General features: G+C 70.8%; 18 protein-coding genes. 8 read left to right on the forward strand and 10 right to left on the reverse strand.

The features are described from left to right. Positions 1-28: 28 nt before the first annotated feature. The 3 genes from V8J39_RS01505 to V8J39_RS01515 form a co-directional block, all read right to left on the reverse strand. Positions 29-946 carry an ABC transporter permease gene (locus tag V8J39_RS01505; RefSeq protein ID WP_336459102.1) on the reverse strand — a complete coding sequence of 306 codons (918 nt, stop codon included), beginning with the start codon at positions 944-946 and terminating at the stop codon, positions 29-31. Beyond that, complete coding sequence (locus V8J39_RS01510) at positions 939-1,946, reverse strand: ABC transporter permease (RefSeq protein WP_336459103.1); 1,008 nt, start codon at positions 1,944-1,946, stop codon at positions 939-941. The genes V8J39_RS01505 and V8J39_RS01510 overlap by 8 nt, the downstream gene beginning before the upstream one ends. A 170-nt stretch (positions 1,947-2,116) precedes the next feature. Continuing rightward, positions 2,117-3,823, reverse strand: a complete 1,707-nt coding sequence (locus V8J39_RS01515) for a peptide ABC transporter substrate-binding protein (protein WP_336459104.1) — start codon at positions 3,821-3,823, stop codon at positions 2,117-2,119. 422 nt (positions 3,824-4,245) lie between these two features. Between V8J39_RS01515 and V8J39_RS01520 the strand changes: the two genes are divergently transcribed. The 7 genes from V8J39_RS01520 (at position 4,246) to V8J39_RS01550 (ending at position 16,119) form a co-directional block, all read left to right on the forward strand. Beyond that, the gene (locus V8J39_RS01520) at positions 4,246-6,117 is read left to right on the forward strand and encodes an ABC transporter ATP-binding protein (RefSeq protein WP_336459105.1); all 1,872 of its coding nucleotides are present in this window, start codon (positions 4,246-4,248) and stop codon (positions 6,115-6,117) included. A gap of 3 nt (positions 6,118-6,120) precedes the next feature. Beyond that, complete coding sequence (argE, locus tag V8J39_RS01525; protein ID WP_336459106.1) at positions 6,121-7,287, forward strand: acetylornithine deacetylase; 1,167 nt, start codon at positions 6,121-6,123, stop codon at positions 7,285-7,287. Continuing rightward, positions 7,284-8,624: an NAD(P)/FAD-dependent oxidoreductase gene (locus tag V8J39_RS01530; RefSeq protein ID WP_336459107.1), complete on the forward strand. Its 1,341-nt coding sequence runs from the start codon at positions 7,284-7,286 to the stop codon at positions 8,622-8,624. Before argE ends, V8J39_RS01530 begins: the two co-directional genes overlap by 4 nt. 12 nt (positions 8,625-8,636) lie before the next feature. Further along, the gene (locus tag V8J39_RS01535) at positions 8,637-9,806 is read left to right on the forward strand and encodes a M20 aminoacylase family protein (protein ID WP_336459108.1); all 1,170 of its coding nucleotides are present in this window, start codon (positions 8,637-8,639) and stop codon (positions 9,804-9,806) included. 315 nt (positions 9,807-10,121) lie between these two features. Next, entirely contained in the window at positions 10,122-13,916 is a 3,795-nt protein-coding gene (locus V8J39_RS01540; protein ID WP_336459109.1) for a PAS domain S-box protein, read from the forward strand. 167 nt (positions 13,917-14,083) lie between these two features. Continuing rightward, positions 14,084-15,634, forward strand: coding sequence for a PAS domain-containing sensor histidine kinase (locus V8J39_RS01545; RefSeq protein WP_336459110.1), 1,551 nt, complete (start codon positions 14,084-14,086; stop codon positions 15,632-15,634). Positions 15,635-15,738: 104 nt separating this feature from the next. Continuing rightward, on the forward strand, positions 15,739-16,119 hold the full coding sequence (locus V8J39_RS01550; protein ID WP_336459111.1) for a response regulator: 381 nt from the start codon (positions 15,739-15,741) through the stop codon (positions 16,117-16,119). 182 nt (positions 16,120-16,301) lie between these two features. Here V8J39_RS01550 and V8J39_RS01555 read toward each other — a convergent pair whose 3' ends face one another. The 5 genes from V8J39_RS01555 to V8J39_RS01575 form a co-directional block, all read right to left on the reverse strand. Further along, positions 16,302-16,877 carry a class I SAM-dependent methyltransferase gene (locus V8J39_RS01555; RefSeq protein WP_336459112.1) on the reverse strand — a complete coding sequence of 192 codons (576 nt, stop codon included), beginning with the start codon at positions 16,875-16,877 and terminating at the stop codon, positions 16,302-16,304. 226 nt (positions 16,878-17,103) lie between these two features. Continuing rightward, entirely contained in the window at positions 17,104-19,362 is a 2,259-nt protein-coding gene (locus V8J39_RS01560) for a TRAP transporter permease (protein ID WP_336459113.1), read from the reverse strand. Positions 19,363-19,689: 327 nt separating this feature from the next. Continuing rightward, entirely contained in the window at positions 19,690-20,670 is a 981-nt protein-coding gene (locus tag V8J39_RS01565) for a TAXI family TRAP transporter solute-binding subunit (RefSeq protein ID WP_336459114.1), read from the reverse strand. A 237-nt stretch (positions 20,671-20,907) separates the two neighbouring features. Beyond that, positions 20,908-22,284: a sigma-54-dependent transcriptional regulator gene (locus V8J39_RS01570; RefSeq protein ID WP_336459115.1), complete on the reverse strand. Its 1,377-nt coding sequence runs from the start codon at positions 22,282-22,284 to the stop codon at positions 20,908-20,910. Continuing rightward, the gene (locus tag V8J39_RS01575) at positions 22,253-24,184 is read right to left on the reverse strand and encodes a sensor histidine kinase (protein ID WP_336459116.1); all 1,932 of its coding nucleotides are present in this window, start codon (positions 24,182-24,184) and stop codon (positions 22,253-22,255) included. The genes V8J39_RS01570 and V8J39_RS01575 overlap by 32 nt, the downstream gene beginning before the upstream one ends. A 115-nt stretch (positions 24,185-24,299) precedes the next feature. On the opposite strand from V8J39_RS01575, the gene V8J39_RS01580 reads away from it, so the two are divergent. After that, positions 24,300-24,941, forward strand: coding sequence for a DsbA family protein (locus V8J39_RS01580; RefSeq protein WP_336459117.1), 642 nt, complete (start codon positions 24,300-24,302; stop codon positions 24,939-24,941). Here the strand turns inward: V8J39_RS01580 and V8J39_RS01585 are convergent. Next, positions 24,938-25,723: an ABC transporter permease gene (locus tag V8J39_RS01585; protein WP_336459118.1), complete on the reverse strand. Its 786-nt coding sequence runs from the start codon at positions 25,721-25,723 to the stop codon at positions 24,938-24,940. The two genes, V8J39_RS01580 and V8J39_RS01585, sit on opposite strands and share 4 nt — an antisense overlap. Further along, positions 25,720-26,607: an ABC transporter permease gene (locus V8J39_RS01590; protein WP_336459119.1), complete on the reverse strand. Its 888-nt coding sequence runs from the start codon at positions 26,605-26,607 to the stop codon at positions 25,720-25,722. The genes V8J39_RS01585 and V8J39_RS01590 overlap by 4 nt, the downstream gene beginning before the upstream one ends.

Consider the following 26,607-nt stretch of genomic DNA (forward strand, 5'->3'; position numbering starts at 1 on the left):
CCGGGATATTTCGGCAAAGTCGAGAGGCTCAGCGGCCGCGGATGCGGGGGTCGAGCGCGTCGCGCAGGCCGTCGCCGATGTAGTTGACCGAGAGCACCGTGAGCGAGATCGCGGCGCCGGGCAGGATCACCCGCAGCGGATAGAGCTGGATCTGGTCGACCGCGTCATAGAGCAGCCGGCCCCAGGTCGCGAAATCGGGCGGGAAGCCGAGGCCGAGGAACGACAGCGAGCTTTCGGTGATGATCGCCGTCGCGATGCCGAGCGTCGCCGAGACCATGATCGGCGACAGCGTGTTGGGCAGGATGTGGCGGATGATCATCTTCGTCGGCCGGGTGCCGATCGAGCGCGCGGCGAGCACGAATTCGCGCTCTTTCAGCGCCAGCACGTCGCCGCGCACGATCCGCGCGGTCTGCATCCAGCTGGTGGCGCCGATTGCCGTCACCATCAGGATGAAGATCCCGGTCTCGGGGCCGAAGTTGCGCGACAAGGGCTCGCGGAACAGCATCACCATGACGAGGAGCAGCGGCAGCAGCGGCAGCGCCAGGAACAGGTCGGTGAGGCGCATCAGCACGCCGTCGAGCCGGCGGAAGAACCCCGCGAGCACGCCGATCACCGTGCCGAGCACGATCGAGAGCGCCATCGCCGTCAGCCCGACCGCGAGCGAGACCTGTCCCCCCGCCATCATCCGCGCCATCAGGTCGCGCCCGAGCTGGTCGGTGCCGAACGGATGCGACCAGCTGGGCCCCGAGTTGCGGGCGCGGATGTCGACATAGGTCGGGTCGAACTTCCACAGGTAGGGCCCGAGGAGCACGCCGAAGAGGATCACGGCGAAGATGAACAGACCCAGCAGCGCGCCCTTGTGGCTGCGGAACTGCCGCCAGACGTCGCGCCACTGCGACGAGGGCTTGTCGGCCTTCATGTTCGAGGAATGGACGGCTTCAGTCATAGCGGATCCTCGGGTCGAGAAGGCCGTAGAGGATGTCGGCGATCAGGTTGAAGAGAACGATGAGCACCGCGAAGATGAAGGTCAGCGTCTGCACCATCGGCAGGTCGTTGGCCTGGATCGCGGTGATCAGCAGCTGGCCGATCCCGTTCACCTTGAACACCTGCTCGGTGATGATCGCGCCGCCGAAGATCGAGGGCACGCCGAGCGCGATCACGGTGATCACCGGGATCATCGAGTTGCGCAGCACGTGCACCATCACCACCGTCCGCTCGGTCAGGCCCTTGGCGCGGGCGGTGCGCACGTAGTCCTGGCGCAGGTTGTCGAGCATCGAGGCGCGCATGAAGCGCGAGATGTGGGCCGTGGTCTGCAGCGCCAGCACCATCACCGGCAGGATCATCTGCCGGATCTGGGTCAGGAAGCTGTCCCAGTCGGTGACCTTCAGCGTGGTGTCGTAGATCGAGGGCAGCCAGCCGAGGTTGACCGCGAAGATGATGATCACCAGCACCCCGGTGAAGAACGGCGGCACCGAGTAGCCGACCATCGACACGAAGGTGCCGACCTGGTCGAAGACCGAATATTGCCGGTAGGCCGAGATGATGCCGATCGGCAGCGCGATCAGCACGCCGATCACGTAGGCCAGCCCCACCACCCACAGCGTCTGCGGCATCCGCTGCGCGATGATGTCGGCGACCGGCGAGCGGGTCTGCCACGAGATCACCCGCTGCGCGTCGCCCGCGAGGTCGGTGCCGAACCAGCTGTCGAGGATGTTCAGCGGCTCGACCCAGAAGAACTGCTTGACCCACAGCAGGTAGCGCAGCCAGACGGGCTCGTTCAGCCCCAGCGCCGCGCGCATCTTGTCGCGCACGTCCGGAGGGATCGTCAGCGGCATGTTGGCCAGCGGATCGCCGGGGGCGAGGTCCAGAAGCAGGAAGATGACGAGGCTGATGAACAGCAGCGTCGGAATGGCGATCAGCAAGCGCCTGATCGTGAAGGTGAGCATCGCGCGGCACCTCTGGGAGCAAGGGAGGGGGCACCGCGCCGCCCGGCAGGGCCCGGGGGGCGCTGGGTGGGGGGCACGGCAGGGCCGTCAGGCCGCCGGGACGGGGCGGGGGGTCCGAACGCATCCGGGGCCCGGGGGCACATGGCGCCCGGGCCCCGGCGGCGGTCAGCTCACTTCTCGCGGAACCAGTCCGCGACGTTCCACAGCTGGCTGTCCCAGGCGTTGATCTCGACGCCGCCCAGGGTCTTGGCCTTGGCCGAGGCGGTGCCGCGATAGACCAGCGGCAGGATGACCATCGAGTCCTTGGTCAGCATGTCGTTCATCTTCTTCGCGATCTCGCCGCGCTTTTCGAGGTCCGAGGTCTTGCCCAGTTCCACCACCAGCGCGTCATAGGCCGGGTCGCAGTAGCGGTTGATGTTCTCGCCCTGCCAGCCGGTTTCCGGACGCGGCGCCTTGTTGCAGGTGTACATGGCCAGGTACTGCTCGGGGTCGGTGCCCGAGAAGTTGTTGGCGTACATCTCGACGTCGGCATAGAACTTCTGGAACGTGTCCGGGCTGCCCGGGTCGCCGCCGAAATAGACCGAGCCGTCGACGTTCTTCAGCTCGGCATTGACGCCGATCTCCTGCCACCACTGCTTGATGACCGACTGGAAGTCCTGGCGCACCGCGTTGGTCGAGGTCTGGTACAGGATGTTGAGCTTCATCCCGTCCTTCTCGCGCACCCCGTCGGAGCCCACGGTCCAGCCGGCTTCCTCCAGAAGCGCCTTCGCGCCCTCGATGTCCTGGGCGATGCAGCCGGTGTTGGTCTCGGAGGCATAGGCCTCTGGCGCGGGCACCAGGTTGCAGGTCGGCTGGCCGGCGGCGCCATAGCCGATGTCGGACAACAGCTGGCGGTCGATCGCCATCGACAGCGCCTGGCGCACCTTGATGTCGGTCAGGAACGGGTGCGGATGCTTGGCGGTCGCGCGCTCGCCCTCGGGCAGCGACGACGACGGGTCGGTCATGTTGATCTCGATCCGCTCGACCAGGCTGCCGAAGGCCTGGATCGCCTCGCCCTTGCCGCCCTTGAGCATCTCCTCGAGGACCTCGGGCGCAAGCTGCGTGTTCCAGGCATAGTCGAACTCGCCGGTCTCGAGCACCGAGCGCGCCGCCGCGGCCGCATCGCCGCCGCCCTTGAGCGTCATCGTGGCGAAGTGGGGCAGGGCCGGGTCGCGGTAGTTCTCGTTGGCCGAGAGCGAGATCACGTCGTTGGGGCGGAACTCGTCGACCTTGAAGGCGCCGGTGCCGATCGGGTTGAAGTTCTGCTCGCTGCACGAGGGTGCGGCGGCGCCGGTGCAGTTCTCGAACTGCGCCTTCTGCAGGATCGGCGATTCATAGGACGCGAAGGCCAGGTAGGGATAGGCCTTGGGCTCGGCGAAGGTGATCTTGACCGTCATCGGGTCGACCGCCTCGATCGACTTGATGCCCTCGAACCGCGCAAGCTGCGCGCAGCCGCCCTCGGGGTTCATGCAGTACGAGCCGGTGAAGACCACGTCCTCGGCGGTCAGGTCGCTGCCGTCCGACCACTTCACGCCCGGCTTCAGCTTGTAGGTGACCTCGGTCAGGTCCTCCGAGATGCCGCCGTTCTCGACGGTCGGGATCTCGGTGATCAGCCAGGGCAGCATCTCGCCGGCGGGGTTGAAGCGGATCAGCGGTTCGATCACCAGCGACGAGGCTTCCAGGTCCTTGGTGCCCGACGACAGGTAGGGGTTCATGATCGAGGGCGCCTGATAATAGATCAGGTTCACATGCCCGCTGTCGCCGCGCTCGGCCATCGCCGCCGCCGGCACCAGCGCGATCGCCGCGCCCGTTCCGAGCAACAGGGATCTGATGTTCATGGGGTCTCTCCTTGCTGGGGTTGGACCAACATCCCGGGCCATTATCTTGGCCTCTGGGCCGGGGTACATGTCACTGACGTCTGGAAGCGCGCAGGTCTGATGTCCTTCGGACAGCGGGTGTCGGTCACGTCTCCGGCACCTTGACCGGCGCCGGTGTTTTGGTGCCGGTCCCGCGGCAGGTTCCGGGGGGCTCGGCATGGGCATGATCTTCGGACGAAGGCTTTCGAAAACGCAAGCACCGTGTTGGATTGACCTAGCTTCCCCCGCGATTCCGCTGTCGCGGGCGGCTGCATGGCCGGCTTGCGCCGGGTCAGGCTGCACAATGTTTGACTTTCCGGTCAGCATCTTTCAGCGTTCCGGAAAAGGCGCCGGTCAGAGCGCCCGGCCGGCCCCGCCGGCCCCTTCACCGACAGGGAAAACCGATGCTCGATCATAAGCCCGACTCCGTCGTGCGCCGCGAAGGTCAGCCGCTGGTGGCGATTCGCAATCTCAGGGTGCAGTTCCAGACCAACGACGGCCCCGTGCTGGGGGTCGAGGATGTCAGCTTCCAGATCGCGCCGGGCGAATGCGTCTGCGTCGTGGGCGAAAGCGGCTCGGGCAAGTCGGTCTCGTCGCTGTCGCTGATGCGTCTGGTCGAGTTCGGCGGCGGCGAGATCGTCGGCGGCACCCTGGAGTTCGAGCGCGAGGACGGCACGCGGATCGACCTGTCCAAGGCCGACGGCCGCGTCATGCGCGAGATCCGCGGCGACGAGATCGGGATGATCTTCCAGGAGCCGATGACCTCGCTGAACCCGGTGTTCACCGTCGGGCGCCAGCTGACCGAGGGGCTGCGCGTCCACAAGGGGATGTCGAGGGCCGCGGCCGAGGCGCGGGCGCTCGAACTGCTGAAGATGGTGCGCATCAACGAACCCGAGCGGCGGCTGAAGCAGTACCCGCACGAGCTGTCGGGGGGGATGCGCCAGCGGGTGGTGATCGCGATGGCGATGGCCTGCGAGCCGAAGCTTCTGATCTGCGACGAGCCGACGACGGCGCTCGACGTGACGATCCAGGCCGAGATCCTGATGCTGATCGACCGGCTGAAGCGCGAGAAGGGCACCGCGGTGATGTTCATCACCCACGACATGTCGGTCGTGGCGCAGATGGCCGACCGCGTCGTCGTCATGTACCGCGGCAACAAGGTCGAGGAGGGGCCGGTCCAGCAGATCTTCGACGCGCCCGAACACCCCTATACCAAGGCGCTTCTCGCCGCGGTGCCGCGCCTGGGCGAGATGCAGGGCAAGCCCGCGCCCGAACCGATGCGGCTGCTGTCGCGCTCGGGCGAGGTGATCGTGGCCGAGGCCGCCGAGGAGAAGGCCCGCGCCGTCGCCGCCGCCGAGCCGCCGGTGATCCTCGAGGTGAAGCACCTGACCACGCGCTTCGCGGTCAAGGGCGGGCTGATGCGGCGCACGATCTCGAACGTGCACGCGGTCGAGGATGTCAGCTTCACGATCCGCAAGGGCGAGACGCTGTCGCTGGTGGGCGAGTCGGGCTGCGGCAAGTCCTCCTGCGGGCGCTCCGTGCTGCGGCTGGTCGAGCCCAGCTCGGGGCAGGTCCTGCTCGAGGGCAAGGACGTGATGACCTTCGACGAAGGCGCGATGCACCGCGCGCGCCGCGACATGCAGATGGTGTTCCAGGACCCCTATGCCAGCCTCAACCCCCAGATGAGGCTTTTCGAGCAAGTCGCTGAACCGCTGCGGAATTACGGCATTGCCAAGGGATCGGAACTGCACGACCGGGTGGCGGGTCTCTTCGACCGGGTCGAACTGCCGCGCGCCTTCCTGCGCCGCTACCCGCACGAGCTGTCGGGCGGCCAGCGCCAGCGCATCGCCATCGCCCGCGCGCTTGCGCTGAACCCCAAGCTGATCATCGCCGACGAGGCGGTCTCGGCGCTCGACGTCTCGGTGCAGGCGCAGGTGCTGAACCTGATGATGGAGCTTCAGGCCGACCTCGGCCTGTCGTTCCTGTTCATCAGCCACGACATGGCGGTGGTCGAGCGCGTGTCGCACAACGTCGGCGTCATGTACCTCGGCCGGATCGTCGAGATCGGGCCGCGGGCGGCGGTGTTCGAGAACCCGACCCATCCCTACACGAAATCGCTGCTCTCGGCGGTTCCCGTGGCAGACCCGTCGCGCCGGAGGCTCCGCGGCGAGGTCGAGTACAAACCGATCCCCTCGCCGATCTTCCCGGTCGGCCATGAACCCGGGCCCTCCGTCTATGACCAGATCGGCCCCGGGCATTTCGTCCTGAAAGGCTGAACGATGTCCTCCAACGATCTGTCGCCGCGAGAGATCCTCGCAAAGCTCGTCTCGTTCCCGACGGTGAGCCGCGACACCAACCTGCCGCTGATCGACTGGGTCGAGGACTATCTCGCCGGGTATGGCGTCAAGGCGCACCGCAGCTATTCCCCGGATGGCACGAAGGCGAACCTTTACGCGAACGTCGGCCCGGAAGTGGCTGGCGGCGTTGTTCTTTCCGGCCATACCGACGTGGTGCCGGTCGATGGCCAGGACTGGGCCAGCGATCCCTGGCTGCTGACAGAACGCGACGGCAGGCTCTATGGGCGCGGCGCGGTCGACATGAAGGCCTTCGACGCGCTGGCGCTGGCGGCGGTGCCGCTGGCGCTGCGGGCCGGGGTGAAGCGGCCGCTGCAGATCGCGCTGAGCTATGATGAGGAGGTCGGCTGTTCGGGCTGCATCTCGATGGTCGAGGAGATGGCCGCCACCTTCCCGCGGGCCGAGGCGGTGATCGTCGGCGAGCCGAGCCGGATGAAGGTCGTCACCGGCCACAAGGGCGGGCGCAGCTTCGACACCACCATCCACGGCGTGCCGGTCCACAGCTCGATGCAGCATGTCGGCGTCTCGGCGATCCACGAGGCGGGCCGGGTGCTGCAATGGCTCAACGAGACCAATGCCGCGCTGATGGCGGCCGAGCCCAGCGAGATGGCCAAGCTGTTCGATCCGCCCTTCACCACGATCTCGGTCGGCATGATCGAGGGCGGCACCGCCCACAACATCACCGCCGGCGAATGCACCTTCAAGCTGGGCTTCCGCGTCATCGCCGGCGAGGACCCCGAAGCCTGGAAGGCGCGCTACATCGCCAAGCTGCGCGAGATCGAGGCCGAGATGCAGGCCGTGCATCCCGAGGCGCGGATCGAGGTCGCCGACAGCTTCTACGTGCCCGCCCTGACGCCCGAGACCGAGGGCGCGGCCGAGCGGCTGGCGCGCCAGATCACCGGCGACAACGCGACCAACGTCGTGAGCTATGGCACCGAGGCGGGGCAGTTCCAGCTGCGCGGCTATTCGGCCGTCGTCTGCGGCCCCGGTGACATCGAGCAGGCGCACAAGCCCGACGAATACATCGAGATCTCGGAATTCGAGGCGGGCTGGGCCTTCATGCAGCGTCTGGTCGAGCAGCTGGCGAAATGAGGTTCCCGATCACGGCCGACAGCCCCGTCGAGCATGACGGGCCGCTGCCCGATGCGGTCGACGTGGCCGTCATCGGCGGCGGTGTCGCCGGGGTCTCGACGGCGCTGTTCCTCGCCCGCGCGGGGCGGCGCGTCGCGCTGCTGGAAAAGGGCCGCATCGCGGGCGAGCAGTCCAGCCGCAACTGGGGCTGGGTGCGCCAGCAGGGCCGCGATCCCGCCGAGCTGCCGATCGTGGTCGAGGCGCTGCGCCACTGGGAGGCGCTGAACGCCGAGACGAATGACGCGCTGGGCTTTCGGCGCGAGGGCATCGTCTACATCGCCAGGACCGGGGCCGAGATGGCCGCCTACGAGGCCTGGCTGCCCCATGCCCGGGCGCATGGCGTCGACAGCCGGCTGATCTCGCGCCGCGAGCTTGCGGCGCTGATGCCGAACGCGCCGGGCTGGCATGGCGGGCTCTACACCCCCTCGGACGCGCGGGCCGAGCCCTGGGTCGCGGTGCCGGTGCTGGCGCGGCTTGCGGCCGCGGCGGGGGTGCAGATCCGCGAGGGCTGCGCGGTGCGCAGGCTCGAAACGGCGGGCGGGCGCGTCACCGGCGTGCTGACCGAACGCGGCCGCATCGGCGCCGAGCGGGTGGTGCTGGCGGGTGGGGCCTGGTCGGGGATGCTGGCGCGGGCGCACGGGGTCGTGCTGCCGCAGCTGTCGGTGCGCGCCACCGTCGGCGTCACGCAGGAGCTGCCCGAGGTCTTCGCGGGCGCGGCCTCGGACGGGCGGGTGGCCTGGCGGCGGCGGCGCGACGGGCGCTACACGCTCGCGAGCGGGCCCCTGCACGACTTCTACATCGGGCCGGATGCCTTCCGGCACCTGCGTGCCTTCGTCCCGCAGATCCGCGCCGACCTGTCGGGCACGCATTTCAACCTGGCCGCGCCGAAGGGCTTCCCGGATGCCTGGGGCACGCCGCGCGCGCTGCACGCCGACCGCCCGACGCCCTTCGAGGCGATGCGGGTGCTGAACCCGACGCCGAACCCGGCCTTCGCCGCCCGGTTCCGCACCGCCTTCGCCGAGGCCTTCCCGAGCCTGGGCGAGATCCGGCTGGACTTGGCCTGGGCCGGGATGATCGACGCGATGCCCGACGTGGTGCCCGCGCTGGGCGAGGCGCCCGGGCTGGCCGGGCTGATCGTCGCCACCGGCCTTTCGGGCCACGGGTTTGGAATTGGCCCCGGCGTGGGGCGGGTCATCGCCGATATCGCGATGGGCCGGCCGGCCGGGCACGAGATGTCCCGTTTCCGTCTGTCCCGCTTCACCGACGGCTCTCCCGTCGTGCTGGGGCCGACCCTCTGAAGGAGCCTTGAGATGCCGGTCAAGAACCGCTTTGCCGAACTGCTGCCCGAGATCACCGCCTGGCGGCGCGATTTCCACGAGAACCCCGAGCTGCTCTACGAGGTGCACCGCACCGCGGGCAAGGTGGCCGAGCTGTTGCGGGCCTTCGGCGTCGACGAGGTGACCGAGGGCATCGGGCGCACCGGCGTCGTGGGCGTGATCCGGGGCCGCAACGGCGGCGCGGGCCGCACGATCGGGCTGCGCGCCGACATGGACGCGCTGCCGATCACCGAGAAGTCGGGCGTCGGCTATGCCTCGAAGGTGCCGGGCAAGATGCATGCCTGCGGCCATGACGGGCATACCGCGGTGCTGCTCGGGGCCGCGAAATACCTGGCCGAGACGCGCAATTTCGACGGCACCGCGGTGGTGATCTTCCAGCCCGCCGAAGAGGGCGGCGCCGGCGCGGCGGCGATGATCGAGGACGGGCTGATCGAGCGCTGGGGCATCGACGAGGTCTATGGCCTGCACAACCAGCCCGGCATCCCGGTGGGCGAATTCGCGATCCGTCCCGGCGCGATGATGGCGGCGGCCGACACGGTCGAGATCACGGTCACGGGGCGCGGCGGCCATGCCGCCAAGCCGCAGCAGTGCATCGACCCGATGCTGACCGCGGCCCAGATCATCGTCGCGCTGCAGTCGATCGTGTCGCGCAACGTCAACCCGCTGCAATCGGCGGTGATCTCGATCTGCACCTGCCGCACCGACAGCCCGGCGACCAACGTGATCCCGCAGGTCGTCACCCTGGGCGGCACGATCCGCACCATGGACCCCGCGATCCGCGACCTGATGGAGACGCGGATCCGCAAGGTGGTCGAGGCCACGGCCGAGGCCTTCGGCGCCACGGTCGAGATCGCCTATCACCGCGGCTACCCGGTGACGATGAACGACCCCGGCGCGACCGGCCACGCGATCGAGGTCGCCCGCGCCGTCTCGGGCGCCACCGCCGTCGAGACCGAGACCGAGCCGATGATGGGCGCCGAGGACTTCTCGTACATGCTCGAGAAGCGCCCGGGGGCCTACATCTTCCTGGGCAACGGCGACACCGCGGCGGTGCATTCGCCGAACTACGTCTTCGACGACGAGGCGATCCCCTTCGGCTCGAGCTGGCTTGCGGGGATGGTCGAGGCGCGGCTGGCAGGCTAGGCCGCGCCGCCCGCCGCTGGCTGCCGGCCGCGTGCCGCTGGCCGCCCGCGGGGGCGCCGACTTTGGGCGGAATCCCGCCTAAGCGCCGGGGATGGCTTTGCAAAAATGCCACCACGGCGCGCTTTTTTCGGGGGCGCTCGACAACCCTGTTGCCGGGCGCCCCCCGGCCAATGATTCATGCCCCGGTCAAGAACAGCGGAGCGCGGGACCCCCGGGGCCCGGTCGCACAGCCGCGGCGAGCACGGGACAGGCCGGATGGCAATGATGATCGAGCGGCAGTCCAGGGACGGGGCCGCTCCGTGGAGGGTGCCGTCGATGGTCCTCACCTGCGCCGTCGTGGCGTTCCTCTACCTCCTTGCCGGCTGGATCGCCGAAATCGTCGCCTCGCCGGTGGGGCATGCGACGATCGTCTGGCCGGCGGCGGGCGTGGCGCTGGCGGCGGTGCTGCTGCGGGGGCCGGGGGTCTGGCCGGGGGTCTGGCTGGGGTCGTTCCTGTCGGGCTGCCTGGTGACCGGCGCCCTCGACGGCGGGGTGCATGTCGACCGGATGATCGCGCCGGCGCTGATCGCGGGCGGCGCGGCGCTGCAGGCGGCGCTGGTGGGCGGGCTGGCGCGCGCGCGCTATGGCCGGCCGGTGCGGCTGGACAACGGCGTCGAGGCGCTGACCTTCCTGACCTTCCTCGGGCCGATGGGCACGCTGATCTCGGCCACGATCGGCACGATGGTGCTTTTCGCCCGCGGCCTGCTGCACGGCATCGACGCGGTGGCCGACACCTGGTGGACCTGGTGGACGGGCGACCTGCTGGGCATCGCGGTGGTGGTGCCGCTGGTGCTGTTCTCGGGCTGGGGCCGCAGCGGCGCGCGGCTTCTGTGGCGCGGACGGCAGGTGCCGGCGATGACCAACGGCTCGCTCGTCTGCGTGATCCTGTGCATCGGCTGCAGCTTCTGGGCCTGGTCGGCGCTGACCCGCGCCCAGCACGAGAACAGCGCCGCCGATTTCGACGCGCAGGCGCGCGAGGCGACGCGGCTGATCGAAAGCCGGCTGGCAAGCTATGGCGGCTTCGTCGACGGCGGCGCGGCGCTGGTGGGCGCGGCGCGCGGCGAGATCGACGCGGCGGACTGGGCGCGGCTGGTGGGGGTGCTGAACGTGCCCCGCGCGGCGCCGGGCGTGCTGGGGCTGGGCTTCATCGAGCCGGTGCGCGACGCCGACCTTGCCGCCTATGCCGCGCGCAGCCTCGACGTCACCGGCGCGCCGCTGGACATCCACCCGCCGGTCGAGCGCGACCTGCATTTCATCATCCGCCATCTCGAGCCGCACGAGCGCAACGCCCCGGCGCTGGGGCTGGATCTTGCCGCCTTCCCGATCGAGCGGGCGGCGCTGGAATCGGCGTCGCGGCGCGGTCTGGCCACGATGAGCGCGCCGATCCGGCTGGTGCAGGACGGCACCGGCTCGACCTCGGTCGCGATCCTGCGCGCGGTCTATCCCCCGGGCGTGGCCGCCGCGGCCGACCGCGGCGCGGGCGAGGTGCTGGGCTGGGTCTATACCCCGATCCGGCTGGACGACTTCCTGGGCGACATCGCCGGCGCCAGCGGCGCGGGCTATCGGCTGCGGGTCTATGACGGTCCGCGGGCGGAGACCGGCGCGCTGATCTTCGACAGCGCGCCCGGCACCATCGAGCGCAACGAGCTTTACCGGGTCGAGCGCCCGTTCCGCACCTTCGCCCGCGACTGGACCATCCGCTTCGAGAGCACCGACGCCTTCCTGGCCGGCCACGCGCTGATCGAGCCGCGGGTGCTGCTGGCGGCGGGGCTGCTGCTGAGCATCGCGGTCGGCACGCTGATGACGCTGCTGCTGCGCCGCGAGCACGAGGTGCGCAGCCTTGTCGATGCCAAGACCCGCGCGCTCGAGACCCAGCAGGGCCACACCCGGTCGATCATCGAGACCGCGATGGTGGGGATCGTGCTGATCGACCACCGCGGGCGGATGCTGTCGCTGAACTCGGCCGCCGAGCGGATCTTCGCGCTGCCGGCGCATGACCTGGCGGGCAAGCGGCTGGCCGACCTTTTGCCGATCGATCTGCCGGGGCCGCGCGACGCGGGCGCGGGCCAGTCGGCGCAGATCCCGATGCGGCGCAGCGACGGCTCGCTGCGCCAGATCGAGGTGCAGGTGAACCTGTGGCAGGACGCCGCCGGCGACAGCCGCGGCACCGCGATCCTGCGCGACATCACCCAGCGCTACCGCGCCGAGGCGCAGCTGCGCGAGAACGAGCGCCGGCTGGCGATGGCGATGACCGGCGCGCAGATCGCCGTCTTCGACATCGACCTGCGCGACGGCTCGGAAGTGGTGTCGGACAACTGGGCGACGCTGATGGGCTTCCCGCCCGACACCCGGGTCGAGGATCTGGACGCGCGCGCCGAATTCGAGGCCCGCGTGCTGCCCGAGGACCGCCACATCGTGCACCAGGCCGATCGCGGCTGCATCGAGGGCTTCACCGACCGTTCGATCTGCGAATACCGCGTGCTGGCCGCCGACGGCTCGATCCGCTGGATGCGGTCCGAGGCGATGGTGAGCGAGCGCGACATGGACGGCACGGCGACGCGGTTCCTGGGCGTGCAGACCGACGTCACCCGCCTGCGCCACGCGCTGGACATGATCCGCGCCAAGGAGACGCAGTTCCGCCAGGTGATCGAGAACGCGCCGACGGGCATGGCGCTTCTGGACGAGGAATGCCACCTGCTGCGCGTGAACGAGGCCTTCTGCCGCTTCACCGGCTATGGCGAGGGCGCGCTGCTCGACCGTCGGCTGGGCGACCTGATCCCGCCGGGCGGGCTGATCATCTCGGAGGCCGAGCGGGCGCGGCTGCGCTCGGGCGAGGTGCCGGTGGTGCAGATGGAGCGCGAGTTCGCGCGCGCCGACGGCACCGGGGTCTGGGGCCTGCTGAACATCTCGGCGATGGGATCGTCGGGCAGCGACGGCGTGGCCTTCATCGTGCAGGTGCAGGACATCACCGAGCGGCGCAAGGTCGAGCAGCTGAAATCCGATTTCGTCGCCACCGTCAGCCACGAGCTGCGCACGCCGCTGACCTCGATCAAGGGCGCGCTGGGCCTGGTGCTGGGCACGATGGGCCGCGAGCTGCCGGCCAAGGCGGAACGCCTGCTGTCGATCGGGCAGAAGAACTGCGACCGGCTGATCATGCTGGTCAACGACATCCTCGACCTGGAAAAGCTGAACTCGGGCAAGATGCGCTTCGACATGGTCGAGACCTCGCTCACCGGGCTGATGGAGCAGGCGGTGGCGGTCAACCAGCCCTATGCCGACGAGCATGGCGTGACGATCGCGCTGCGCGGCGCGGTGCCGGCGGGCGCGGTGCGCGTCGACCGCGACCGCTTCGGCCAGGTGATGTCGAACCTGCTGTCGAACGCGGCCAAGTTCTCGCCCCGCGGCACCGAGGTGACGCTGTCGGCCGGCCCGGGCGCCACGCCCGACAGCGTCGAGATCCGCGTGCGCGACCGCGGCCCCGGCATCCCCGACGAATTCCGCGCGCGGATGTTCACCCCGTTCAGCCAGGCCGACAGCTCGGCCACGCGCGAGAAGGGCGGCACCGGCCTGGGGCTGAACATCACCCACCAGATCCTGTCGCAGATGGAGGGCGGGATCGACTTCGCCAACCAGCCCGACGGCGGCTGCGAATTCCGCGTGACCCTGCCGCTGGTCGCCCAGGCCGAACCCGCGGCCGAGGCCGGCGGGCCCGCGGCCGCGGCGGCCGCGGATGCCGAGGTGCCGGCGATCCTGCATGTCGAGGACGATGCCGATTTCGCCGAGGTGTTCCGCTCGGCCTTCGGCGAGCGGGCGCGGGTCGAGACCGCGGGCTCGATCGCCGAGGCGCGGCGGGCGCTCGCGCTGGGGGAGTACGACCTCGTGGTGATCGACTGGGCGCTGTCGGACGGCGACGGCCGGGTCCTGCTGGACGAGATCGACACCGCGGTGCCGATCTTCGGGCTGAGCGCGAGCGAGCCGGGCGCCAGCGACGGGCGCGTGCAGCGCCAGGCGGTCAAGAGCCGGTCGCGGCTGGACATGCTGGTGGCGGACTGCCTTGCGGCAATGGCGTGACGGCAACGGGCCGCTGGGCGGACCGTTGCGCAAAAAGTGCCTCGAAACTTCCTAAATTCAGTCGTCAATTCGACTGCGCGGGCGCGGAATGTTCCGCAAAAGGCGCGGTCTGACCGCGCGCAGAACGATCAGGACGGGTCTGAGGACGCCGCCGCAGTGAGGTGACGATGGAAGGCTTTGTGAACTTTGCCGGTCGGCTGGCGCAGCAGACGGAAGCGCTGACGATCTTCGGCTGCTTCCTGCTGTCGGTGTCGCTGCTGCTGGTTCTGCTGCGCACCAAGCGGCTGACGGCCGAGATGCAGCGCCAGGCCGAGCGGTTCCGGGCCGCGGTGGACGAGCACTGCATGGTCAACGTCTCGGACGCGAACGGGCGGATCAAGTCGATCAACGCCAAGTTCCTCGGCACCTCGGGCTTCCGCCGCGACGAGGTCATCGGCGCGCGCATCGCGCAGCTGGAGCCGGTGGGCGTGACCCCCGAGCGCACCGCCGAGGTCGAGGCGAAGATGCGCGCGGGCCAGATCTGGTCGGGCGAGACCTGCTGGAACCGCCGCGACGGCAGCCAGTACTACACCCATTCCACCGTCGTGCCGGTGATGGACGAGCGCGGCAAGCTGGTCGAGACCTTCGCGATCCGCACCGACATCACCAACCAGAAGGCCGCCGACAGCGAGAGCCAGCTGCGCGCCACGCTGGACCTGTGGCAGGACGAGGTCTGGATGTTCGACCCCGTCGACATGACCTTCAGCTACATGAACCGCCGGGCGCTGGCGCGGCTGGGCTGGCGCGACGACGCCTATGCCGGCCGCTCGGTCGCCGAGACCGGCGCCATCGTCGACATCGCCCAGCTGCAGCGCGAGATGCGCCGGATGCTGACCGGCATGATCCGCACCACCACCTTCGAGATCGACGATGCCGACCGCACCGTCGAGGTGACGCTGCAGCTGGTCAAGCCGCCGGGCAATGCCGCGCGCTTCGTCACCATCCTGCGCGACGTGACCGAGCGGCAGGCCGCGATGCGCGCCAAGGCCGAGTTCACCGCCATGGTCAGCCACGAGCTGCGCACGCCGCTGACCTCGATCAAGGGCGGGCTGAGCCTGCTGCAGATGACCGCCTCGGCCGACATGACCGAGCGGGCGCGCGGCATCCTGGGGATCGCGCAGCGCAACACCGACCGGCTGATCCTGCTGATCAACGACATCCTCGACCTGGAGAAGATCGACGCGGGCAAGCTGGACATGCGCCTGGTCGAGACCGACCTGTCGGCGCTGATCCGCGAGGCGGTCGAGGTCAACGCGAGCTATGGCACCCAGTTCGGCGTGCGCTTCCGCGGGGTGAACGTCGACGCGCCCGCCATCGTCGAGGCCAGCCCCGAGCGGCTGATGCAGGTGCTGGCGAACCTGATGTCGAACGCGGCCAAGTTCAGCCATTCCGGCGACGAGGTCGAGGTCGGCATCGAGGATCGCGGCAACGCGCTGCGCATCTTCGTGCGCGACCGCGGCGACGGCATCCCGCTCGAGGCGCAGCCGAAGATCCTCGAGCGGTTCACCCAGGCCGAGAGCGGCGACCGCCGGCGCCATGGCGGCACCGGCCTTGGCCTGGCCATCGTCAAGGCGATCATCGAACAGCACGGTTCGGAGATCCGCTTCGACAGCGTGCCGGGCGAGGGGACGGAGTTCTATTTCGAGTTGCAGAAACACGCGCAGCGCAACGTGGCCTGACCCTAGGGGCGCATCGGAGCTAGCCTTAGGGTTGACAGGGCGTGCCAAAGGCCGCCATGTCGCCGCACCGGCCAGGCATCGGGCCACTGATGAGGGATGCTTTCTTGACTGAACTTCGCAAGATCATGCATGTCGAGGACGACCCCGACATCCAGGAGATCGCCGCCATCGCGCTCGAGATGATCGGCGGGCTCGAGATCGTCCAGTTCTCCTCGGGTGCGGTGGCGATCGAACGGGCCGCGGCCGAGGCGCCGGACCTGTTGCTGCTGGACGTGATGATGCCGGGGCTGTCGGGCGAGCAGACGCTGCTTGGCCTGCGCGCGCTGCCGGGCTTCGCCACCGTGCCCGCGATCTTCATGACCGCCAAGGCGCAGGAGACCGACGTGGAATCGCTGATCGCGCTGGGCGCGCTTGGCGTCATCACCAAGCCCTTCGACCCGATGACGCTGGCCGACGAGGTCCGCGCGCTCTGGGCCGCGCGCTGAGGCGCGGCCAAAGGGGGGGCGCGCGCGTCCTCCCGAGGGATGTCGGGTGACTGGCCGGACCCCGCGGGGCCGGCCGAGCGCGCCCGGATCGCGCGCCCGTTGGTCGTGACGGCGTTTGCGGGTGGGGGTGCAGGCCCTCGGGTGTCCGACCGGCCCGGGCCGCCGGTCGGGCCGCCGGTGCGTCAGCCCTCGTCCGCGCGGCGGATGCGGTAGACGCGGGCGGGCGGCAGGTTCAGCAGCGTCGCGCCGACGAAATCCGCCTTCAGGTTCAGCCGCTTCAGCATCTTCGGCGGCACCGGCGCCTTCGGGCCGTAGGTGAACTGGATGATCGACCCGCCCGGCACCAGCAGCCGGAACGCGCCCTCGAGGATGCGATAGGTCGTGGCGCGGGGCAGCGACAGCAGCGGCAGCCCGCTCACCATCGCCTCGATCCTCATGTGGCCGAACAGCGCCGGCAGCCGCCCGGCATCGCCGTGATGCACGGTCGCGCGCGGGAAGCTGATGGTCAGGCGGCGGGCGAAATCGGGGTGGCGCTCGACCAGGTGCAGGTCGGCCTCGTCGACGCCGCGTTCGAGCATCGCATGGGTGAAGACGCCGCTGCCGGGGCCAAGCTCGACGATCGGCCCGCGGGCGGGCAGCTCGCGTACCATCAGCGCGGCGAGCGCGCGGCTCGAGGGCACGGCCGAGGCGACGTAACGGGGATTGGCGAGGAACTCGCGGAAGAACGCGCGCGCACCGATCCCGGATTCGCTCGTCATCTGTGGTCCCCCCGATCGTCCTGCACGATTTTCTTGCTTGGGCGAAGGGTTGCGGGCAGGGCGCCGCGCTGTCAAGGCGCCTCGGTCCGGCCTACGCGACCGTGATCGGACGCCACGCGGACGGGCCCCGTCCGCCGGACGGGGCCCGTCTTCCGCTCGGCCCCAAGGGCGGCCCGCGCCGAGGCGCGGGCAGGGTCCCCGGAGGGACCCTGCCCGGGTCAGGGTGTCAGTCGGCGCGGCCGTGGGCGAGGTCCTTCGCGCCAAGTCCCTGGCGCTGCAGCAGGTAGACGCCGACCGCGACCACGAGGCCCACCGCGTCGGTCAGCCAGCCGCCATCGACCATCGCGAGCGCCGCGGCCAGCAGCGCCACCCGCCAGATCATCGCGAGATGGCCGAAGTAGTAGCCGATCACCGCCGCTGACAGCAGGAACATGCCCAGCATCGCCGAGATCACCACGTGCAGGATGTCGAGCCACTCGCCCTGCATCAGCAGCTCGTGCGAGTAGAAGAACATGAACGGCACGATGAAGGCGGCAAGGCCCAGCCGGAACGCCTCGACCGAGGTCTTCATCGGGTCCGACCCGGCAAGGCCCGCGCCGGCATAGGCGGCAAGCGCCACCGGCGGCGTCACGGCCGACATCACCGCGTAGTAGAACACGAAGAAGTGGGCGACCAGCACCGGGATCCCCAGCTGCACGAGGCCGGGCGCCACCACGGCGGCGGCGACGGCATAGGCGGCGGTGGTGGGCATTCCCATCCCGAGGATGATCGAGATGCACATCGCGAAGAACAGCGCCAGCAGCTGCGAGCTGTCGGCGATGTTGAGCAGCAGCGCCGAGAAGCGCGCGCCGACGCCGGTCAGGGCGATGACGCCGACGATGATGCCGGCGGCGGCGCAGACCGCGACCATCTGGATCGACATCCGCGCGCCGAGGTCGAGCGCGTGGAAGATCTGCCGCGGGCCCATGCGGTACGGCGTGAGCCAGCTGACCACCGCGGCCGAGACCATGCCCAGCGTGCCGGCGCGGATCACCGAGTAGCCGGCAAAGAGCGTGTAGACGAGGATGATGATCGGCAGGAACAGGTAGACCTGGCGCACCAGCACCGCGAATTTCGGCAGTTCCGACCGCGGCAGCCCCTTCATGTCCAGCTTCAGCGCCTGCAGGTCGACCATGAAGTAGACCGAGATGAAGTAGAGCACCGCGGGGATGATCGCCGCCACCACGATGTCGGTGTAGGGGATGCCCGTGACCTCGGCCATGATGAAGGCGCCCGCGCCCATGATCGGCGGCAGGATCTGGCCCCCGGACGAGGCCGTGGCCTCGATCGCGGCGGCGGATTTCGCCGGGTAGCCCACCTTCTTCATCAAGGGGATCGTCAGCGAGCCGGTCGAGACGACGTTGCCCGCCGAGGTGCCGTTGATCATGCCCATCAAACCGCTCGCGAAGACCGCGACCTTGGCCGGGCCGCCGCGGGCCTGTCCGGCGCAGGCGAAGGCGAAGTTGACGAAGTAGTCGCCGACCTTCGAGGCCTGCAGGAAGGCCGCGAAGACGATGAACAGGATGATGTAGGTCGACGAGACCGCGATCGGGTCGCCGAGCACGCCCTGGTCGGTAAAGATGTAGGTGAAGAACCGCGTGGCATTGTAGCCGCGGTGGTTGAGGAACCCGGGCAGCCAGGGCCCGACGAAGCTGTAGGCGATGAACACCCCCACGATCGCCACCAGCGCAAGGCCGGTCAGGCGGCGGGTGAGTTCCAGGATCAGGATCGTGCCGGTGACCGCGGCCCAGAGGTCGGCGGGCTGGGCAAGCCCGGTGCCCGCGCGCAGGCGCAGCGCGCCCACGACGAACAGGATGTAGCCCATCATCGCGATCGCGGCGAGGCCCAGCAGCCAGTCGCCGGCATAGACCCGGCCGCGGTCCTTCGACGAGAACAGCCACCCCGCCAGCACCGTCAGCGTCGCGCCGGCGGCGAGCGGGATGCCGTAGCTGCGGAAGGCGAAGGCCGGCGGGATCGCGGTGCCCGCGGTCCACCACAGGATCCAGGCCAGCGCGACCATCGCGAAGCCGTAGAGGATGCCGAGCCCGCCAAGGCCCAGCAGCGCCCATTCCGCCGCCCCGCGGGTGCGGCGCGGCGCGGTCTCGCCGGTCTGGGTCAGCGCGGAATAGCCGAGGAAGCCGATCACCAGCCCCCCCGAGAGGTGGATCATCCGGTAGGCCCAGGTCTCGAGCGGGAAGACGTTCATCACCAGGATGTGGAACAGCGTGTAGGCGGCGCAGAGCAGCGCGAAGGTCACCCCGATGCGGCCCTGCGGGTCGCGCTGGGTCGGCCCGAGCGGCTCGTCATCCACCCCGCGGGCGATGACGACCTCGTCGGGGCCGGGCGCCGCGCCGGAAGACGGGCCGGAAGACGGGCCAGAAGACGGGCCGGGCGGGGGGCGGCTGGACATCGTGCCGGGATCGGCGCCGGTCGGGGTCTGGGACATGGAAGGGCTCCATCACGGGCGGCCCGGGACGCCCGCGGCCCCGCGCGTCGGGGCGGGGTGGAGCGGGACCGGGCATCGGGTTGCGGTCGGGGCGAGGCGCCGGACGACGGGGCGACGCGGACGACGGGCCAAGCGGGCCAGCGGGCAAGGTGGACTGGCGGGCGAAGCGGACAGCGGGCGAAGCGGGACGCGGACGCGGCGGCAAGGGGACGCGGCGGGGGCGAAAAAGGGGGGGCTCCGCCCCCGGCCCTTCGGGCCTCCCCCGGGATATTTGGACCAAGTCGAAAGGGGGGCGCGCGCTGCGGTGGCGGCGCCCCCGGGGGCGGGTCAGCCCTTCAGCTCGTCGGGGATGGCGATGCCCTTTTCCTCGAAGTACTTCACCGCGCCGGGGTGGAACGGCAGGAAGGTGTCCTTGTCGGCATTCTCGGGCAGCGTCTCCTTGGCGGCGGCGTGGATCTGCACCATGGCCTCGTTGTTCTCCATCACCATCTTGGTGATCTCGTAGGCGAGGCTGTCGGGCATGTCGGCCGAGGCGACGGCGAAGTTCCACATCGCCACGGTGCCATGCGCCGGCGCGCCGGGATACATCGTGTCGGGGATGTCATAGGCCGCGACCTCGGGCATCGCCTCGAGGATCTTGGCGCGCTGCTCCTCGGTGAAGCCGAAGATGTTCACGTCGTTCTCGGCCGCGATCTGGCTGAAGGCCGAGATCGGCACGCCGGCCGCGAAGGAGAAGGCGTCGATCAGACCGTCCTTGACCTGGCCGGTCGAATCCGAGGCGCCGGCATAGCTGACGGTGGGCGAGACGCCGATCGCCTCGAAGAAGCGCGGCCAGTAGGTGGCCGCCGTGCCGCCCGCCGGGCCGACCGAGACCCGCTTGCCGTCCATCTTCGCCACGTCGTCGATGCCCGAGGACTTCAGCGCCACCGCCTCGAACGGGGTCTGGTACATCGGGAACAGCGCGCGCAGCGACTTGTGCTCGACCCCCGGGGCAAGTTCGGACTTGCCGGTCCAGGCCTCGTAGGCGGGGCCCATGGTCAGCAGGCCGATCTGGTGATCGCCGGTCTCGACCAGGGTCGCGTTCTGGATCGGGCCGCCGGTGACCTCGGCCGAGGCGTTGAGGCCGAGCTGCTGGGTGATCATGCCGGCGAGGCCGGTGCCGTAGATGAAGTAGGTGCCGCCCTGGCTCGCCGTGCCGATCGTCAGGCTCGAGGGCCAGTCCGACTTGTCCTGGGCCCAGGCCGCGGTCGCGACGGGCAGGGCAGACAGGGTCACGGCCGCCAGCGTGGCGGTGATGATGGTGCGCATGAGGTCCTCCCAGACGGTGCGTCTCCGCCACCCTCCCGGCAGCGGTCATGGCCCATTGGAAGCCGCGCGGACCGGGCGGGCGCAAGGACCGCGGGCCGCCCTGGCGGCGAAATCCGCGATGCCGCGCTGCGGCTTGGGTGGAAAGGTTCACATCGCGCCCGCGTCTTGGGTGGATTTCCACCCAAGCCGGCCCAAGCCGGCCCAAGCCGGCCCTGGCCGGCGGTGGCGGCGGCGCGCTCAGGCCTCGGCCCGGTCGTCCTCGCCGTCGGTGTCGAGCGCGCCCGCGCCGTAGCGGGCCTTGTCGATGCCGTGGCGCTGCAGCTTTTCGTAGAGCGTCTTGCGGCTGAGCCCGAGCGATTCGTAGACCGGCCGCATCCGCCCGCCATGCGCCTGCAGCGCGGTGATCAGCAGGTCGCGCTCGAAGGCGGCGACCCGGTCGGCGAGGCGCGGCGAGAGCGGCGCCGTCGCCTCGGAGGGTTGCGGCACGATCCCGAGCGCGAAGCGGTCGGCGGCGTTGCGCAGCTCGCGCACGTTGCCGGGCCAGTCGCGGTCGGCCAGCGCGGCCAGCAGCTGCGGCCCGACCGTGCCCGGCTCGCGCCGGTGGCGGCTCGCGGCCTCGGCCACCAGCTTGAGAAACAGGATCGGCACGTCCTCGCGCCGCTGCGCCAGCGGCGGCACCGTCAGGGTGACGACGTTGAGGCGGTAGAGCAGGTCCTCGCGGAAGCGCCCCGCCGCCACCTCGGCCTCGAGCGGGCGGCGCGAGGTGGCGATGAAGCGCAGGTCGAGCGGCACCGCCTCGTTCGAGCCGAGCCGGGTGATCGCGCGGTCCTGCACCACGCGCAGCAGCTTTCCCTGCAGCTCGATCGGCATCGATCCGATCTCGTCCAGAAGCACGGTGCCGCCCTGGGCATGTTCGAACTTGCCGTAGCGCGGGCGCAGCGCGCCGGGGAAGGCGCCGGCCTCGTGGCCGAACAGCTCGCTCTCGATCAGCGTCTCGGGGATGGCGGCGCAGTCGATCGCCACGAAGGGCTTTCGCGACCGGGTGGAGAGGTCGTGCAGCGCGCGGGCCACCACCTCCTTGCCGGCGCCGGTCTCGCCCTGGATCAGCACGTCGGCCTCGGTGGGGCCGATGGTGCGCAGCCGGCGGCGCAGGTCGATCATCGCGTTCGACCGCCCCACCAGCCGCTGCTCGAGGTCGTCGTTCTGCCCGGCGGCGGCGCGCAGCACCCGGTTTTCCAGCACGATGCGCCGGAAGCCGGTGGCGCGGGTCACGATCTCGACCAGCTGCGGCGCGGGAAAGGGCTTTTCGACGAAGTCATAGGCGCCTTCGCGCATCGCCCGCACGGCCAGCGAGACGTCGCCGTGGCCGGTGACCAGGATCACCGGCAGGTCGGGGTCGATCTCGTGGATGCGGTTCATCAGCGTCAGCCCGTCGATCCCGGGCATGCGGATGTCGGTCACCACCACGCCCGCGAAGCCGAAGCTGACAAGGTCGAGCACCGGCTCGGCGCCGCCGAAATCCTCGACCTCGAAACCGGCGAGGTCGAGGGCCTGCGCCGTCGACAGCCGCATGTCGGCCTCGTCATCGACGAGCAGGATCCTGCGCGCCTCCATTCGCGTCCTCCCTTTCCGGCGCGCCCTCCCGCGTGCCGTCTTCCCCGGCGGGGACCGCCCCGTCCGCCGGCGCCGCGGCCAGCTCGATCTCGAAGCAGGCGCCGGCGCGGCGGGTGAGCAGGCGCAGCTCGCCCCCGAAGTCCCTGACGATGTTGTAGGAGATCGAGAGGCCGAGCCCAAGGCCCTTGCCCTTGGTGGTGAAGAACGGGTCGAAGATCCGCTCCTCCATCGCCGGCTCGACCCCGGGGCCGTTGTCGGCGACGCGGATCAGCACGCGGCCCGCGCCGCGTTCCAGCGTGATCGCCAGCGCGGGGGCGGGCGTCGCCGCCGCCTCGAGGCTGTCGGCCGCGTTCGACAGCAGGTTGACCAGCACCTGCTGCAGCCGCACCGGCCCCGCCATCACCGGCGCCGGGCCGGTGCCCGTGGCCTCGCTCACCGCGATGCCGGCGCGGTCGAGCCGCCAGCGCAGCACCGCCAGCGCCTCGCGCACCGCCTCGGCGGCATCGGTCGCCACCAGCTTCTCGCCGGGCTGGCGGGCGAAGCTGCGCAGCGAGCGGCCGATCTCGGTCATCCGGTCGGCCAGCGCGACGATGCGGCCGACGTTCTCGCGCGCCTCGGGGATGCGGCCGCGGTCGATGTAGGTGCCGGCATTCTCGGCGAAGTTGCGCACCGCGCCGATCGGCTGGCTGAGTTCGTGGCTGAGCGTGGCCGACATCTGCCCGAGCGCCGCGAGCTTGCCCGACTGCACGAGGCGGCGCTGGGCAAGGCGCAGCTTCTCCTCGGCGGCGCGGCGTTCGGCCACCTCGGCGCCGAGTGCGGCGTTGACCGCGGCCAGCTCCGAGGTGCGCTCGGCCACCTTGCCCTCGAGCGCGGCCTGCGCCTCGGCCTGCAGGCGGATCCGGTCGCCAAGCCGGCGGCGGCGTTCGAGCATCACCGCGACGAACAGCGCGAACAGGCAGGAGATCAGCATCAGGATCAGCGTCGCGCTCGCGGCCTGCGCGCGGACCGGGGCAAGGTCCAGCAGCACCCGCACCGTCCAGCCCAGCTCGGCCATCGGCGCCGAGAGCACGAGGTAGCGGTGGGTGGCGCGCCCGTCGGTCGTCGTCATCAGCGCGTGCCCGTCGCGGTCTTGCCCCTGCGTCACCGGCAGCGCGTGCAAGACCGCGTTGGCATAGCGCCGCGTCTCGCGCCCGGCGCGCAGCGTCTCGGCCGTCAGCGGGCCGAAGGCGCCGAACAGCCAGTCCCCGCGCGAGGACAGGAACACGATGCCCTCGGGGTCGGTGACCGTCACCTCGTAGTCGGCACCGTCCCACGCGCGCTCCAGCCCCTCGACATCGACCTTGATCGCGACGGCGCCGGTGATGCGGCCGCCGTCGTGCACCGGCGAGGCGAAGTAGTACCCGCGCCTGAGCGAGGTGGTGCCAAGGCCGAAGAACCGGCCGGTGCGGCCCTGCATCGCTTCGGTGAAATAGGGGCGGAAGGCGAAGTTCTGGCCGGTGAAGGGGTTCGGGCTCGCGTGGTTCGAGGCCGCGATCGTCAGCCCGTCGGGGCGCATCAGGTAGATGTCGGTGGTGCCGAGCGGCCCGTTGACGGCGGCGAGATAGGCGTTGGTCTCGGCCAGCCGGGCGGGGGTGGGATCGGCAAGCGCCTGCCGGATCAGGCTGCGGTCGGCGATCAGCGGTGGCAGCCGTTCGAACCGGCCAAGCTCGCCGCCGATCGCGGCCACGGCCAGCCGCAGCGTGCCCTCGCCGCTCTGGGCCAGCCGGTCGGTGTAGTGGCGCACGAACAGCGACGAGCCGCCGAGGATCGCCACCGCCGCCACCGCGAGCGCCAGCGCCGCCCCTGACAGCCAGTGCGGCAGGCGGCGGAAGCGGGGGCGGGCGGGATCGGGGCGCTGCATGCCGCGATCCTAGCGGCAATCCGCCGCGGCCGATACTGTCGGGCGGTGGCGCGCGGCGGGCCGGATCGGCTATGACCGGGGCAGGACGGCAGCCGGGGACCGGAAAGGGCGGGGCATGGATCGACGGCAGGTGCTGGGGCTTGGGATCGGTGCCGGGCTGGCGCTGGCGGCGGCGCGGCCCGCCGCGGCCGAGCCGACGCCCGCGGCGGTGCTGCGCGATCCCGACGCGCCGGTGCTTGGCAACCCCGAGGGCGATGTCACCATCGTCGAGTTCTTCGACTACCAGTGCGGCTTCTGCCGGCGGATGCACCCGGTGCTGCGCGCCGCGCTTGCGCGCGATCCGGGGCTGCGGCTGGTGATGAAGGACGTGCCGATCTTCGGGCCCGGCTCGGTCCATGCCGCGCGGATGGCGCTTGCGGCCTCGGTGGGACCGGGGACCAGAACGGGGGCCACGACGGGGGGCGGGACGGGGGGCGGGACGGACTACGCGCGGGCGGTCGACGCGCTGATGGCGGGGCGGGGCGCCCTGTCGCCGGCGCGGGTCGACCGGCTTCTTGCCCGCGCGGGGCTGGACGTGGCGGGCCTGCGCGCGGGACAGGGCGATGCGCGCTGGTCGCGGCTGATCCGGCGCAACATGGAACAGGCCGAGGATCTGGGCTTCACCGGCACCCCCGCCTTCGTCATCGGCCGCGTGCTTTACCCCGGGGCGATGGACGGCGCGATGCTCGATCGGCTGGTGGCCGAGGCGCGGGGCTAGCCGCGCCCGCGCGCCAGCCGCGCGACCGCCGCCCCCGCGCCCAGCACCAGCGCCGCGGCGATCGTGCTCATGGTGCCCAGCGCCGGCACCATCGGCGAATAGCCCGCGACCATCTTGGCATACAGCCATTTCGGCACCGTCCCGTCGGCCCCGGCGGTATAGAGCGACAGCGGGAAGTTGCCCCAGCTGAGCAGGAAGGCGAACAGCGCCCCCGACCAGATCCCGGGCCACAGCATCGGCAGCGTCACCTCGCGCCAGATCGCCAGCCGCGACGCGCCGAGATCGGCCGCCGCCTCTTCCAGCGCCGGGTCGAAGCCGTAGACCCGGATCGCGATCACCAGCGTCACCACCGGCACGATCCACACCAGATGCGCCACCGCGGCGGTGCGCCAGCCGGTCCCGATCCCCAGCGTGTCGAACCACATCAGTGCCGCCAGCCCCAGCACCGGCTGCGGAAAGCACAGCGGCAGCAGCACCAGCCGCTGGAACCAGCGCCGCCCGCGCCAGCCGTGGCGCGCGAAGGCCAGCGCGCCGCACAGCCCGAAGCCCACCGCCAGCACCGTCACCACCGCCGCGATCAGCAGCGAATTCGCGACCAGCGCCCGGATCTCGAGCGCGCCCGCCACCTTCGCCCACCAGTCGAGCGACCAGTCCCGCGCCCAGTCGCGCGGCGGGAACAGGAAGTAGCGCGACCGCGACAGCCCCGCGAGCGCGCCGGCCAGGATCGGCAGGTAGACCAGCGCCAGCACCGCCAGCGTCCAGCCGCGCAGCAGCCCCCTCATCGCCGCCGCCCCAGCAGCCGGTCGAGGTCGATCGCGGCCAGCAGCGCCAGCGCCAGCGCCCCGGTTATCAGCACCAGCGCCAGCGCCATAGCCGCGCCGCCCGGCCAGTCCTGCGCATAGGAAAAGGCGGTCTCGATCTCCTGCGCGACGGGGATCACCGACTGGCCGCCGAGGATGCGCGCCTCGGCCAGCGCGCCGGCGGCGAGGGTGAAGGTCAGCAGCATCCCGATCAGGATGCCGGGACTGGCGAGCGGCAGCACGATCTCGGCCCAGATCCGCGCCCGCGAGGCGCCAAGATCGCGCGCCGCCTCGACCGTCTCGCGCGGGACCAGCGACAGGCCCAGCACCACCGGGAACAGCATGAACGGCAGGTGCACGTAGATCATGCCCGCCAGCGTGATCGCGGGGGTGAACAGCCAGTCCGGCCCGGGCCCGAGGCCCAGCGCCTTCATCGTGCCGTCGAGAAGGCCGTTCTTCAGCAGCACCAGCGCCCAGCCGTAGAGGCGCACGTTTTCCGAGACGAACAGCGGGAAGACGAACAGGGTCGAGACCAGCCCCGACCAGCGCCCGAAGAGATGCACCAGCGCATGGGCGAGCGGCAGGCAGATCGCCAGCAGCGCCGCCACCGTGGCCGCGGCCAGCCCCAGCGTCACCGCGAAGCTGCCGGGCAGGCCGCCTGCGGGATCGACCAGCCGCGCCCAGGCTTGCAGGTCGGGGCCGGGTGCCGGGGCGAAGCTGCCCGGCGGCGAGACCGACATCGCCGCCACCGTCGCCAGCGGCGCCGCGAAGCCGAAGGCCAGCAGGGCCAGCACCGGGGCCGCGGCGCGCAGGCCCGGCGAGAGGCGCCGGCGGCGCCGGGACCGGGCAGGCGGAGGAGCGGCCAT

Source organism: Frigidibacter sp. MR17.24 (assembly GCF_037095655.1).
Lineage (GTDB): Bacteria > Pseudomonadota > Alphaproteobacteria > Rhodobacterales > Rhodobacteraceae > Frigidibacter.